The organism is Halomonas sp. TH-94, assembly GCF_057473365.1.
Genome location: NZ_JBYCKL010000008.1, coordinates 19,896 through 33,397 on the forward strand (window position 1 = coordinate 19,896; position 13,502 = coordinate 33,397).

Sequence of the window (13,502 nt, forward strand, 5' to 3'; positions counted from 1 at the left end):
GGATCACTTGGCGTCGAGCGGGTGCTGGGCAAAGTAGTCCAGTGCCGCCAGCACACCGCTGGACTCGAGCGAGACGCCGGCAAGCGTCATGCCCGCCTCGCAGCCGCCCAAGGTGGCGATCAGCGTGAGGTCGTTGCAGTCTCCCAGGTGGCCGATGCGGAACATCTTGCCCTTGGCCTTGCCCAGCCCCATGCCCAACGACAGGTCGAAGCGCTCGTAAATGATCTTGCGCACGGTGTCGGCGTCGACCCCTTCCGGCATCACCACTCCGGTCAGCACCGGCGAGTAGACGGCCGGGTCCTGGCACTGAATCTCCAGTCCCCATGCTTCTACTGCCTTTCGCACGCCGGCAGCCCAGCGTTGGTGACGGGCGAAGACGTGCTCCAGCCCCTCTTCGAGCAGCATGTCGAGTGCCTCGTTGAGGCCGTACATGAGGTTGGTGCTTGGCGTGTAGGGCCAGAAGCCATTCTTGTTGGCCTCGAGAATTTCGTCCCAGGCCCAGAAGCTCTTGGGCATGGATGACTCGCGACTGGCAGCGATGGCCTTGTCGGAAATCGCATTGAAGCTGATCCCCGGCGGCAGCATCAGTCCCTTCTGGGAGCCGGATATGGTGACATCCACCCCCCACTCATCATGGCGATAGTCGGCGCTGCAGAGGCCCGAAATCGTATCCACCATCAGCAGCGCAGGATGATTGGCCGCATCGATGGCACGGCGAACCGAGGCAATGTCACTGGTCACTCCGGTAGAGGTTTCGTTGTGCACCACGCAAACCGCCTTGATCCGGTGGTCGATGTCTTCCCTGAGCCGGGCCTCGATCATGTCTGCCTGGACACCCTGCCGCCAGCCTTCATAGCCCGGCAGGCCAAGGAACTCCGGGTCGAGCCCCAGGCGCTTTGCCATCTTGTGCCAGAGGGTGGCGAAATGGCCGGTCTCGAACATCAGAACCCTGTCGCCCGGCGACAGGACATTCGCCAGCCCGGCCTCCCAGGCGCCGGTTCCCGAGGCCGGGTAGATCATTACCGGGCCTTCGGTCTTGAACACCTTTCTGATCTTAGCGAGCAACTCAAGACCCAGGGCGCCGAACTCCGGTCCGCGGTGATCGATAGTGGGCAGGCTCATGGCCCTCAGGATGCGGTCCGGCACCGGTGACGGACCGGGGATCTGCAGGAAATGGCGGCCGGATGGATGAAAATCTAGCTTCAACATGGGTTCTTCCTCACGTGCATTGTTATTGATATGAGATGGGGCCTATTTGATGCAGCCCTCTGCTCGCAGCGTGGCGAGTTCATCCGCCGTCATGTCGAGCCCGCCGAGCACTTCGTCGGTATGCTGACCAAACAGTGGCGCTGGGGAGCGTATCTGCGCGGGGGTCGCCGAGAACTTGCTCGGGAAACCGATGGTTTTCATGCGGCCGATGATCGGGTGTTCCATCTCCTCCACCATGCCCCTTGCCAGATAGTGCTCGTCGGCCATCGCCTGGGCGAAGTCGTTGATCGGACCGGCCGGCACTCCGGCACGGTCGCAGCGCTCGAGCCAGTCACTCAGATCGCGGTCGGCCATGATCGACTCCAGCAGCGTTTCGAGCTCCTCGACATGCTGGCCACGATCGAAATTGGTGAGAAAGCGTGGGTCTTCCATCAGCGCAGGGCGTTCCAGAACATCACCGCAGAAACGCTCCCAGGTACGCTGGTTGGCACAGCCCAGCATCAGATAACCGTCGCGGGCCTTGATGGCCTGGTAGGGGGCCGAGACGCGATGGCGCCATCCGGTGGGCTCGGGCACCTTGCCTTCCGAGAAGTAGGCCGCCGCTTCCCAGGTGAACCACGGCAGTCCGCACTCGGTAATGGCTATGTCGATATGCTGCCCCTCGCCGGTGTTCATCTTGTGGATGTAGGCAGCGAGAATGGAGTAGACGGCTGTGATGCCGCCGCCGATGTCATAAACGGCAATGCCGGTCTTGAGTGGGCGGCGTCCCGGCTCACCGGTCATCGACATCAGGCCCGACATGCCCTGGGCCACGAGGTCGAAGCCACCCCGGTGGCTATAGGGACCGCTCTGGCCATAGCCGGAAATCGAGCAGTAGATGATCCCAGGATTGAGCGCCTTGATGGCGTCGTAGTCGATCTTGAGCGAAGTGGTCACGCCGGGACGATAGTTCTCGACGATGACGTCCGCCTCACGGGCGAGCCGGTAGAAGATTTCACGCGCCCGCTCATCCTTGAGATTGAGCGAGATGCTCTTCTTGTTGCGGTTGATCTGGGCAAAGCAGGTCGATTCATCATTGACGTAGGGCCCCATTTGACGACTGTCGTCGCCACCATTGATCTTCTCGACCTTGATCACCTCGGCCCCCATATCGGCAAGCACCATGGTGCAGTAGGGGCCGGCCATGATCTGTGAGATGTCCAGAACCTTGATCTTTTCCAGGGGAAGCATGGGCCTCACCTCTCTTTGCGTTAATGGCTTGTGCTTGGGCAGTCGCGCCGGGGCGCCATGCTCCGTTCAGCGCCCTTTCCATTCGAAAGGCGTCTTGTGCAGAAACTTGTTCACCGCCGCCTTGAAGTCATCACTCATGTAGCAAGTGGTCACCCAGTCATCACTGGCTTCCCGCTCCAGGCGCCGATGGGCCAACACGCGATTGATTAACGCCTTGCTGGCCTGCAAGGTGAGCGGGGCTCGTCGGCCCAACTGCTCGGCAACCCCGGCCACCTCGGCATGGATGCAGTCAGGAGCAAATACCGCATTGACGAGTCCTGCGGCGCTGGCCTGTTCGGCGTCGAAAAGCGTGCCCAGCATCAGCACCTCCTTGGCCCGCGCCACGCCCAGCATGTCGATGAGTCGCGAAACATTGGTGATCGAGAGCGTATTACCCAGGGTGCGAGCGATCGGAACGCCGAACTTGAGGCTCGGCGTGGCGTAACGGAAATCACATGCCAAGGCGAGCGCAGCCCCCCCGCCAACGCAGGCGCCCTCCAGCAGAGCGATGGTAGGCTTCTCCAAGGCCTCGAGCTTGCCCACCACCGCATCGATGCGCTGTTCGTAGGCAATGGCATCCTGGGGTTCTTGGAAGTTTTCGAACTGCCCGATATCGGTGCCGGCCACGAAGGCCTCGCCGCCGACCCCGTGCAGTACCACAGCATGGATGGCATCGTCTTCGCGGATACGTTCGCAGTACGCCGAGAGAGCGTCGTACATCTCCCACGTCATGGCGTTACGACTCTCGGGACGGTTGAAGCCAAGCCAGGCCACGCCATCTCGTAATTCAAACAGCAGAGTCTCACCGGTCATCCCACTCTCCTCATGCCAACCGAATCCGAAATGAATAATGAATTCATTTTAGCTGAACACATCGCTCCTCCTAATCAGCTGACCCGGCGGGCTGAAACCCGCCGGGCCGCAATCAGCGGTAGAAGAACTCCACCAAGGCCATGGGAATGGCAGGGATGTAGGTCACCAGCAGCAGGATGAAGAGCAACACGGTGATGAAGCCGAGATTCGAGCGAGTCACAGACCACACGTCCGCCTTGGCAATCGAACAGGCCGTTATCAGCACGCTCGCCACCGGCGGTGTCTGCTGGCCGATGGCCAGGTTGAGACACACCACCAGGCCGAAGTGGACCGGGTCGATGCCGGCCGCGCCGACCAGCGGCATGACGATGGGCACCACCAGGATGATCGCCGCCGCCGAGTGCAGGAAAAGACCGATCAACAGAAAGAAAACGTTCAGCATCATCAGGATGGCATATTTGTTGTCAGTCAGGCTGAGCACCGCCTGCCCCAGCTGTTGAGGCATGCGCATCTCGGTCAGGAAGACACCGATCAGCGCCGAGGCCGCTACCAGAAGCATCACCACTGCGGTCTGCTGGCCACCGTCGATGATGGCTTTATAGAGGGTGCGCAGGTCGAGCTCGCGGTAGATCACGGCGCTGATGAAGATCGCTGCCGCGACCGCCAGCCCCGCCCCTTCGGTGGCCGTCACGAAACCGCCGAAGATGGAGCCGAGTATGATGATCGGTAACGTCAGCGCCCAGCTGGCCTCCTTGGCGGTCTGCCTGACGCGCTTGAACTGGAAGACCTCCTCCACCGGCCAGTCGTACTTGCGGGCATAGTAGTAGCTGAGCGCCATCAGCCCCCCGGCTCCCAGCAGTCCGGGCACGATACCGGCCACGAAGAGTTGGACGATGGAAGCTCCAGACATGACGCCGTAGAGGATCATGGGAATGGAAGGGGGAATGATGATTGCCAGGGAAGCCGACGACGACGTGACCGCCGCGGCGAACGAGCTGGGATAGCCCCGCTTCTTCATGGCCGGAATCAGCACTGAACCGGTAGCGGCCACATCAGCCACCGCCGATCCGGAGATTTCGGCGAAGAACAGCGAGACACCGATATTGATCATCGCCAGGCCGCCGCGGATGAAACCGAACAGCGCCGAAGCGAACGCGATCAGCCGCTTGGAGATCCCGCCGGTGTTCATGATCGCGCCGGCCAAGACGAACATCGGGATGGCCAGCAGAGGGAAACTGCTCGCCCCCTCGAACATCGTCAGCCCGACATTGGGCAGCATGTCCACGCCCTGGTAGACCACGATGGCCACCGTAGCCACGATCGCCAGCGCCACCGCGATGGGGAGTCCCATGAGGATCAGCCCCAGCAGGCCCACTATCATGAAGGGTAAGGTCATGACTGCGCCCTCTTGGTCAGTTCTTCTGCGGTAAAGCCGGCCTTGGCGTTGTCACGCTCGGCCTCTGCGATGGCGTGGGCGATCTCCTCCTCTTCCTGAGTGACGCCTGAGCGCACCTTGGCCAGGTGAGCCGGCATACTGAGCAATTGGGCAAGGATGAACAGTGCCGCTCCGATCGGGATGACCGACTGAGTGAAAGTGAGCGGGACCCAGCGCAGGGTGATGAGCGACATGCCCTGCATCACCTCGAGTACCACCAGGCCGGCCCAGCCCAGCACGGCGAAGAAGCCAATGACCAGAGCTTCCGATAGGTAGGCGATCGGCATGCGTATATGAATCGGCATCGCGGCAAGCACCCCGTCGACCCCGATGTGACCGCGCTTGAGCGCGGCGAGGGCTCCGGCGTAGTAGGTCAGCCAGACCAGCATGATGGCAGCCACCTCGTCATACCAGGAGGGTGTGCGCCAGGCGTAGCGGGTTACCACCGCATAGAGCACCACCAGCGTCAGCGAAACCATCAACACTACCGTGACGATCTCGAGCAGACGCTCCATGATGCGGGAAAGTTGATTCACGGTTCCCATGGCTATCGACTCGTTCAGGGACAGGGACCCCGCGCCACATGGTGGCGCGAGAGTTTATGCTTTCAGCTACAGGGGGCTGTCAGGAGCCGTTACCAAGCTCCAGCACCCTGTCGATCAGCTCCTGGGAACCGGGTACTTCACGCGCAAAGGCTTCGTAGATCGGACCGGAGGCCTCGATGAAGACCGAAGTATCGACCTCGTTCACCTCGGTGTTGGCCTGGCGGATCACGTCGATCAGATCCTCGTCGAGCTGTGCGGCATGCTCATAAACGAATCCCTGAGTCTCCTTGGCCGCTTCGAGGATGATCTCCTGGATCTCGTCGGGAAGGTTGTTGAAGCGGCGGCCGGCAGTGAGATAGGCCGGCGTGTAGACGTGACCGGTAAGGGAGAGGTAATTCTGCACTTCCTGGAAGCGCTGCCCGGCGATCTGCGCCAAGGGATTTTCCTGGCCGTCCATGACCCCGGTCTGCAAGGCCATGAACACCTCCGACAGCGACATCGGTGAGGGCTCTGCACCGTATTCCTCGAACATACGCACACGCCAGACGCCCTGAGGCACACGCAGCTTGATGCCGCGCAGGTCCTCCGGCGTATTGATCGCGCGCCGATTATTGGTGATGTGACGGAAGCCGTTCTCCCACACGGCAAGGACCCGATAGCCATTCTGCTCGGCCAGCGGTGCCAGGTGCGGCCAAAAGATCTCTTCCTCGACCCGCTTCATGTGGTCGCGATCCTGAATCAGATAGGGCAGCTCGAAGATGCCGAACTCATCTGCCACCGAAGACATGATGGTCGAGGGCAAGGCTAGATCGACGGTGCCAAGGCGCATCCGTTGCAATAATTCGGAGTCGGTGCCTAGCTGGCTGGAGCCGAACACCACCACCTCGTAGGGTTCTGGCAGTCGCTCATTGACCAGCTCGGCAAAATGATCGGCGGAATCGGCAAATAGCGAATCTGGGCCTCCCACATGACCGAAAGTGATCTCGCGAGCCTGCAGGGGAGTAGAGACGAGCGCGACAGCAGCGGCAACCGCTGTGAGACGTAGCAGATGCATGGCGTGTTTTCCTCTTGTTGTAGTCTTGCCCTGTTCCTGGTCGACGCGGCTAGTACTCGGTTGACGCTTCTCGTTCTGCCAGCTTCGCCAGGAGACGCCGAAATAATGAATTCATTATTCTAAATGCGTCTGCAATGACACTAGACCTGCTTTTCAGCGGATGTCAAGTCGATAGGCATGTACGGCAAGCGCTTCAGGTTGGCTCCAGTCCGGCGACGAGCCCAGCCTTACCGATACCGGTGAGGGCCGCTTTCTCGTCCTCATCCGAAGAAGCGCCACTGACCCCCACGGCACCGATGATGTGCATAGTCTCGTCGAGGATCAGCACACCTCCGGCTACAGGGATGAAATTGCCACCGGAAGCTGCAGCAACGCTGGCAAGAAAAGCGGGACGCTCGGCATTGCGGCTGCCCACCACGCCACTTGCAGCGCCGTTGCCGAGCGCGGCAAACGCTTTGCCCTGAGCTACAGGGAAACGCAGCGGCGCACAGCCATCCTCACGCTCGGCCGCCACGACATGGCCGCCACCGTCCAGAACCACAGCGGTAATGGGAGGCATCCCCGCGCTGCGGGCATAGCCGAAGGTCCCATCAAGTATGAGTCGTGCTTGCTGTCTGCTGAGCTGAACGCTGCTGTGGAATACCTTACCGGCCATAGGACCTCCTTATTGTTTTAGTTAGCATTGCTCCATCGTCATTCGGCCATGCGATTGGGACGTGGACGACCGCTTGAGGAAAGGCTTTGCATGAATTTTGAATTCATAATACTTTTCTAACTATCTCGTCAACTACGCCTTGTGCTTGAATAGTGACAACGGCGTGTCGTACGAAGAGATTGAGCGGCGTTCACCCTAGCAGGAAGGCCTCCACCGCGAGCGCGACAGGAAGAACAACATGAGTAAGATTCAGCCACGCACTCTGTACCAAGAAGTTGCAGACCGGATCCGGGACTTGATCGAGCAGGGAGAACTCGCTCCAGGGGAGCGAATTTCCGAGAAACAACTGTGCGAAAATTTCGGTGTATCGCGCACGCCGTTGCGTGAAGCACTCAAGGTGCTAGCCTCGGAAGGTTTGGTCGAGCTGTTGCCCAACCGGGGGGCCCGGGTCAAGCAATTGACCTACAAGATGGTCAAGGACACCTACGATCTCATGGGTGCTCTTGAAGGGCTGTCAGGCGAACTGGCCTGCCAGCACATCAGCGACGAGGGCATCAAGGCCATTTGCCAACTGCACGAGCGCATGCTCAAGCACTATCGCAACCGCGAACTCGCCGAATATTTCCAGGTGAACCAACGCATTCACGAGCACATTCTGCAAGCCTCGAATAACGAGGTTCTGCTTGAGATGTACAATAATCTCAGCCAACGAGTGAAGCGTGTACGCTACTCAAAGAAGATGACGGATGCTTTCTGGCGCCGCGCGGTGGAAGACCATGAAGAAATGATCGTTGCCTTGAAGCAGCGCGACAGCAAACGACTGGGGCATGTCCTGCGCGAGCATCTCTGCAACAAACTGGAAGTGGCATCACTTGCCGGCGTTCTGGACGACGGAGAAGCCCGCAGCGCAGCGAATGCGTAATAGCAGCCCGTACTTTATACGCCGCTAACTATAGTGAAACGACGGCAGCTTGAGGTGGTGTCACTCCCACTCGCCCAGCCGCATGGCGGAACGCTCCAGGCGCAGATCCTCCGCCTCGATATCACGCAACTGTGCCTCGATGCCATGCAGGTGGTCGAGCGCAGCACGCCTGGCGGCCTGGGGCTTGCCCTCCATCACGGCGCGGTAGAGCCGAGCATGCTGACGATTGATCATCTGCCGCGGCTTCTCACGATGATAGAGGTTCTTGACCGAGGCGAAGACGGAGCTGAGCAGCAGATCGGTGAGCGATTGCAGCGTATGCACCAGCACCGGGTTGTGGGACGCCTGGCATATCGCCAAGTGAAAGGCGTGATCCAGATGCGCCAGCCGCTCCACGTCGACCTCATGGCCTGACTCCACGTACGTCACCATCGCTTCATAGCGCCGCTGGATCAGCACCTGATCGGCAGGCGTCGCCCGCTCGGCCGCGAGGCTGGCGGACTCCCCCTCGAGCAAAGAGCGCACCTCCAGCAAGTCGAACAAGGTACGCGGGTGATCGCGAAAGAGATGCATGAGCGGGCTGTCATCGCGGCCCGGCACCAGTGCCGCCACCTCCGAGCCACGCCCCTGACGGGTAATGATGATGCCCTTGCTGCGCAAGACTCTCAGCCCTTCGCGGAGCGAAGTCCGAGAAACGTCCAGGCGGTCGCACAAGCGCCGCTCGGAGGGCAGCAGCTGCCCCGGCCGGAATACGCCATCGAGTATCAGCCGCTCCAGGCGCGCTGCAACGGCATCTGGTGTGCTAATGGGCTGCAGGTGGTCGCTTGAATGGCTCATGCGGCCCCTCCAAGAAAGAGAGTTTCGATCAGACCTGGCATAACGAGCACAAGCCTGCCATGGTATATCATGAAAATTATTTCCAATATACAGCCGAACAACTGGTCATACCAGTAGACCGCAAGCTGGACAGGTTGGTCGTAAAGGGCGCAAATTAGGCTCCCTATCACAGTACAACCGACGCCAAGACTCGCAGTGAGGCGCTTCAATGAACATCCTCTACGACGAACGACTCGACGGCCCGGCGCCTGCCCTCGACAGGGCCACGATTCGCGATAGCCTGGCCAAGGCCATTCCGGACATGCTGCTGTTGCACCGAGAAGAGGACATGCGACCGTTCGAGTGCGACGGCCTTTCCGTCTACCGAACCCTGCCGCTACTGGTGGCGCTGCCCGACTCCCTCGACCAGGTGCAGCGCTTGCTCGTGGAGTGCCACCGCCTGGGCGTGCCGGTGGTGACCCGTGGGGCCGGTACCGGACTTTCCGCCGGTGCATTACCGCTGACGCACGGCGTTCTTCTTGTCATGTCGCGCTTCTCGCGCATCCTCGAGATCGACCCTGAGGCACGTATTGCCCGGGTCGAGCCCGGCGTGCGCAACCTGGCGATTTCCGAGGCGGCATCGCCCTACGGGCTCTACTATGCTCCGGACCCCTCGTCGCAGATCGCCTGCTCCATCGGCGGCAACGTGGCCGAGAACGCCGGCGGCGTGCACTGCCTCAAGTACGGTCTCACGGTGCACAACGTGATCAAGGTCGAGGTCATCACCATCGAGGGCGAGCGCATGACGCTCGGCAGCGACGCGCTGGATGCCCCCGGCTTCGACCTGTTGGCACTGTTCAACGGCTCCGAGGGCATGCTCGGCGTGGTTACCGAGATCACGGTCAAACTGCTGCCCAAGCCCGAAGTCGCCAAGGTGTTGATGGCGAGCTTCGACGACGTGGAGAAGGCCGGCAACGCCGTGGGCGCCATCATCGAAGCCGGCATCATCCCCGGCGGGCTGGAGATGATGGACAAGCTCGCCATCATCGCAGCCGAGGACTTCATCGGCGCCGGCTACCCGGTCGACGCCGAGGCAATCCTGCTGTGCGAGCTCGACGGCGTCGAGGCCGACGTGGATGACGACTGTGAAACCGTGCGTCGCGTCCTCGAGAAAGCCGGGGCTACCGGGATCAAGCAGGCCCGCGACGACGCCGAGCGGGCCAGGTTCTGGGCCGGACGCAAGAACGCCTTCCCCGCGGTGGGACGCATGTCCCCCGACTACTACTGCATGGACGGCACTATCCCACGGCGCGAGCTGGCACGTGTGCTCAAGGGCATCAGCGAGCTCTCCGAGCGCTACGGACTGAAGGTGGCCAACGTATTCCATGCCGGCGACGGCAACATGCATCCGCTGATTCTGTTCGATGCCAACCGCGAGGGCGAGCTGGCAGTGGCCGAGGCGCTCGGCGGCGAGATCCTCGAACTGTGCGTCGAGGTGGGCGGCACCATCACCGGCGAGCACGGTGTCGGCCGCGAGAAGATCAATCAGATGTGCGCCCAGTTCCGCCCCGATGAGCTGGCCACCTTCCGCGCCGCCAAGGCCGCCTTCGACCCCAGCGACCTGCTCAACCCAGGCAAGAACATTCCCACCCCGGCGCGCTGTTCGGAGTTCCGCACCATCAAGAGTGCGGCCAACGACACCGCCTCGAGCGCACCGCGGGGTGCCGTGGAGTGACCATGACGAATGCAACGCCCCCCAGGGATCACGACGACAGCGCCGCACTGGCCGAGCGTATCCGCCAGGCCGGCGCCGATGGTACGCCGCTGCGCATCGTCGGCGGCGACACCCGTTATTTCTACGGCCGTGAGGTGGTGGGGAACGTTCTCACGACCCATGAGCACTGCGGTATCTCGTTCTACGATCCGATCGAGCTGGTCGTATCGGTACGCGCCGGCACCCCGCTGGCCGAGCTCGAGGCAACGCTAGCCGCGCAAGGCCAGATGCTGCCCTTCGAGCCGCCACGCTACGGCATGGCAAGCACAGTGGGCGGCATGGTCGCCACCGGCCTGTCCGGCCCGCGCCGACCGTGGGCCGGCAGCGTACGCGACTTCGTGCTTGGCACCCGGGTCATCAACCATGAAGGTATCGAGCAGCGCTTCGGCGGTGAGGTGATGAAGAACGTCGCCGGCTACGATCTGTCGCGGCTGATGGTGGGCGCCCAGGGTACCCTGGGCCTAATAAGCGAGGTTTCCTTCAAGGTATTGCCGCAACCCGGGGCCATTCACAGCCTGCATCTCGAGCTGCCTCTCGACGAGGCGCAGCGGCGACTGGCCGAATGGGGCCGCGAGCCGCTCCCGATCAGCGCCGCCACCTGGCTGGAAGGCGCCCTGCACCTGCGTCTGGAAGGCGGCCCCAGCTCGGTGGCTGCCACCCGTGCACGCATCGGCGGCGACGACCTGGACAACGACTTCTGGAACGCTCTGCGCGACCAGCGCCTGAGTTTCTTCACCGCAGGCAGCTTGCCACTGTGGCGACTCTCGCTTCCCCATCGCGCCCCCTCCCTCGAGCTGGCAGGTATCGATGAGCGCGAAATGATCCACGACTGGGCCGGTGCCCAACGCTGGCTGCGCGCCGATCTCGATGCCGAGACCGTGTGCCGCGCTGCCAAGGCTGTCGGGGGGCACGCCACCTGCTACGGCCCGCGCCCCGATGCCGTCGAGCCTTTCACGCCGCTGCCCGAGGTGCTGTTGAAGTATCACCGCAACCTCAAGGCCCAGCTCGATCCCAAGGGGATCTTCAACCCCGGCCGGCTCTACGCGGCGTTCTGAGACGTATCGAGGAGCTCTGATTCATGCAGACCCATTTCACCGAAGAAGCCCTCAAGCAGCCGCACATCCAGGAGGCCGACCGCGTCCTGCGCAGCTGCGTGCACTGCGGCTTCTGCAACGCCACCTGCCCCACTTACCAGCTGTTGGGCGACGAGCGCGACGGGCCCCGGGGTCGCATCTACCTGATGAAGCAGATGCTGGAGAACCCGGACGACAGCGAGAACGTCACCGAGCAGACCCGCCTGCACCTGGACCGCTGCCTGACCTGTCGCAACTGCGAGACCACCTGCCCCTCCGGCGTGGAGTACCACAAGCTGCTCGACATCGGCCGCGCCGAGATCGAACGCAGAGTGCCGCGCAGCACCGCCGACCGCGCCCAGCGCTATGCGCTTCGCAAGGTACTGGCAGAGCCCAAGCGCTTCCAGGCGCTGCTCAAGCTGGGCCAGACCTTCAAGCCACTGGTACCCGGCAAGCTGCGTGACAAGATGCCGCCCGCCCCGGTGGACGCCGGCACACGCCCCGATCACAAGCGCCACGCACGCCAGATGCTGATACTCGAAGGCTGCGTGCAGCCGGGTCTCTCGCCCAACACCAATGCCGCCACGGCGCGGGTGCTGGACCGCCTTGGCATCGGCCTCACCCCGATAGCCGAAGCGGGCTGCTGCGGCGCCATCGACTTCCACCTCAATGCCCAGGATGAAGGTCGCGCCCGTGCGCGAGCCAACATCGACGCCTGGTGGCCGCACATCGAGAAAGAGGGCGAAGCGGGGGTAGAGGCGATCGTTCAGACGGCCAGCGGCTGCGGCGCCTTCGTCAAGGAGTACCGCGACATCCTCAAGGACGATCCCGCCTACGCCGAGAAGGCCAAGCGCGTGAGCGAGCTGGCCAAGGATCTCGTCGAGGTAATGCGCGACGAGGAGCTAGCGAGCCTGAAGGTCAACGAGGGCCGCCGGCTCGCGTTCCACTGCCCCTGCACCCTGCAGCACGCCCAGAAGCTCGGCGGCGCGGTGGAGGGCGTGCTGGTCAAGCTCGGCTTCACCCTGACCCCGGTCCAGGATGCCCATCTATGTTGCGGCTCGGCGGGCACCTATTCGATCACCCAGCCGGAGCTCGCCACCCAACTGCGCGACAACAAGCTCAACGCCCTCGAGGCCGGCAACCCGGAAACCATCGTGACCGCCAACATCGGCTGCCAGACCCACCTCAACGGCGCGGGGCGCACGCCGGTCAGGCATTGGATTGAAATTGTCGATGACGCATTGCCACCGCCCGTAAACAACTAGCTTCGGCGGGCAGCGCATAAGAGAGCATTCAGCACCGCATCCCGATGAGCGCCGGGGACAAGCCAAAGCGAGGGTCTTTTGCCAGGGATGGCAAAAGTAGCGCCCAGGGACGGGGTCACAGCGCCCTCGCGTGGCTTTGTCGCCGGGAAGCTCATCACCGGCAACATTGCGACTCAAGGAGAGCCCCATGAAGACCAAACCCGTACTCACCCTGACCGACGTCAACGCCATCCTCGACGCGGCTCAGAAAGAAGCGGAAGCCAACGACTGGAAAGTGACCATCGCCGTGGCCGATGACGGCGGCCACCTGCTCGGCCTGCGCCGCCTGGACGGCGCCCCGGCCATGACCCCCGACATCGCTGCCCAGAAGGCGCGCAGCTCAGCGCTCGGCGCTCGCGAGACCCAGGCCTTCGAGGACATGATCAACGGTGGTCGCAACGCCTTTCTCTCCGCGCCGATGCAGGGCCTGCTCGCCGGCGGCGTGCCGGTGATGGTCGAAGGTCAGATGGCCGGCACCGTGGGCGTCTCCGGCGTCAAGCCCGATCAAGACGTGCAGATCGCCAAGGCGGGTATCGCCGCCGTCGCCTGAGGTGAAACGACAAGGCCGGCCGCGGGGCCCCGGCGGGGGCGGGGGGCGGCGATTTTGGTGGCGCCCCGCCGGGACGTGAACCC

At 62.5% G+C, this 13,502-nt stretch carries 13 protein-coding genes; 5 read left to right on the plus strand and 8 right to left on the minus strand.

All coding sequences use genetic code 11. From position 1 onward, the window contains the following. Positions 1-3: 3 nt before the first annotated feature. From AC2VNO_RS01010 to AC2VNO_RS01040, 7 genes are all read right to left on the minus strand, one after another. Positions 4-1,209: a pyridoxal-phosphate-dependent aminotransferase family protein gene (locus AC2VNO_RS01010; protein ID WP_486932400.1), complete on the minus strand. Its 1,206-nt coding sequence runs from the start codon at positions 1,207-1,209 to the stop codon at positions 4-6. Positions 1,210-1,251: 42 nt separating this feature from the next. Continuing rightward, the gene (locus tag AC2VNO_RS01015) at positions 1,252-2,439 is read right to left on the minus strand and encodes a CaiB/BaiF CoA transferase family protein (RefSeq protein ID WP_486932401.1); all 1,188 of its coding nucleotides are present in this window, start codon (positions 2,437-2,439) and stop codon (positions 1,252-1,254) included. A gap of 66 nt (positions 2,440-2,505) precedes the next feature. Beyond that, positions 2,506-3,291 carry an enoyl-CoA hydratase/isomerase family protein gene (locus AC2VNO_RS01020; protein ID WP_486932402.1) on the minus strand — a complete coding sequence of 262 codons (786 nt, stop codon included), beginning with the start codon at positions 3,289-3,291 and terminating at the stop codon, positions 2,506-2,508. A gap of 112 nt (positions 3,292-3,403) precedes the next feature. After that, complete coding sequence (locus tag AC2VNO_RS01025) at positions 3,404-4,687, minus strand: TRAP transporter large permease (RefSeq protein ID WP_486932403.1); 1,284 nt, start codon at positions 4,685-4,687, stop codon at positions 3,404-3,406. Continuing rightward, positions 4,684-5,271, minus strand: a complete 588-nt coding sequence (locus tag AC2VNO_RS01030; RefSeq protein ID WP_486932404.1) for a TRAP transporter small permease — start codon at positions 5,269-5,271, stop codon at positions 4,684-4,686. Before AC2VNO_RS01030 ends, AC2VNO_RS01025 begins: the two co-directional genes overlap by 4 nt. Positions 5,272-5,350: 79 nt before the next feature. After that, a complete protein-coding gene (locus AC2VNO_RS01035) occupies positions 5,351-6,325 on the minus strand; it encodes a TRAP transporter substrate-binding protein (RefSeq protein WP_228579724.1) in 975 nt (324 codons plus the stop codon). 193 nt (positions 6,326-6,518) lie between these two features. Further along, positions 6,519-6,980, minus strand: coding sequence for a GlcG/HbpS family heme-binding protein (locus AC2VNO_RS01040; protein WP_486932405.1), 462 nt, complete (start codon positions 6,978-6,980; stop codon positions 6,519-6,521). A gap of 238 nt (positions 6,981-7,218) precedes the next feature. Between AC2VNO_RS01040 and AC2VNO_RS01045 the strand changes: the two genes are divergently transcribed. After that, the gene (locus AC2VNO_RS01045; protein WP_486932406.1) at positions 7,219-7,902 is read left to right on the plus strand and encodes a GntR family transcriptional regulator; all 684 of its coding nucleotides are present in this window, start codon (positions 7,219-7,221) and stop codon (positions 7,900-7,902) included. Between the two features lie 60 nt (positions 7,903-7,962). On the opposite strand, the gene glcC is transcribed toward AC2VNO_RS01045, so the two are convergent. Next, a complete protein-coding gene (glcC, locus tag AC2VNO_RS01050) occupies positions 7,963-8,739 on the minus strand; it encodes a transcriptional regulator GlcC (protein ID WP_486932407.1) in 777 nt (258 codons plus the stop codon). A gap of 208 nt (positions 8,740-8,947) precedes the next feature. Between glcC and glcD the strand changes: the two genes are divergently transcribed. The 4 genes from glcD to AC2VNO_RS01070 all read left to right on the plus strand — a co-directional run bounded on the left by glcD (position 8,948) and on the right by AC2VNO_RS01070 (position 13,419). Further along, on the plus strand, positions 8,948-10,453 hold the full coding sequence (glcD, locus tag AC2VNO_RS01055; protein ID WP_486932408.1) for a glycolate oxidase subunit GlcD: 1,506 nt from the start codon (positions 8,948-8,950) through the stop codon (positions 10,451-10,453). A gap of 2 nt (positions 10,454-10,455) precedes the next feature. After that, on the plus strand, positions 10,456-11,547 hold the full coding sequence (glcE, locus tag AC2VNO_RS01060) for a glycolate oxidase subunit GlcE (protein WP_486932409.1): 1,092 nt from the start codon (positions 10,456-10,458) through the stop codon (positions 11,545-11,547). Between the two features lie 23 nt (positions 11,548-11,570). After that, positions 11,571-12,830 carry a glycolate oxidase subunit GlcF gene (gene glcF / locus AC2VNO_RS01065; RefSeq protein ID WP_486932410.1) on the plus strand — a complete coding sequence of 420 codons (1,260 nt, stop codon included), beginning with the start codon at positions 11,571-11,573 and terminating at the stop codon, positions 12,828-12,830. A 187-nt stretch (positions 12,831-13,017) separates the two neighbouring features. Beyond that, positions 13,018-13,419 (plus strand): GlcG/HbpS family heme-binding protein, encoded by a 402-nt coding sequence (locus AC2VNO_RS01070; protein WP_486932411.1) that lies wholly within the window; start codon positions 13,018-13,020, stop codon positions 13,417-13,419. The last annotated feature ends 83 nt before the right edge of the window (positions 13,420-13,502 follow it).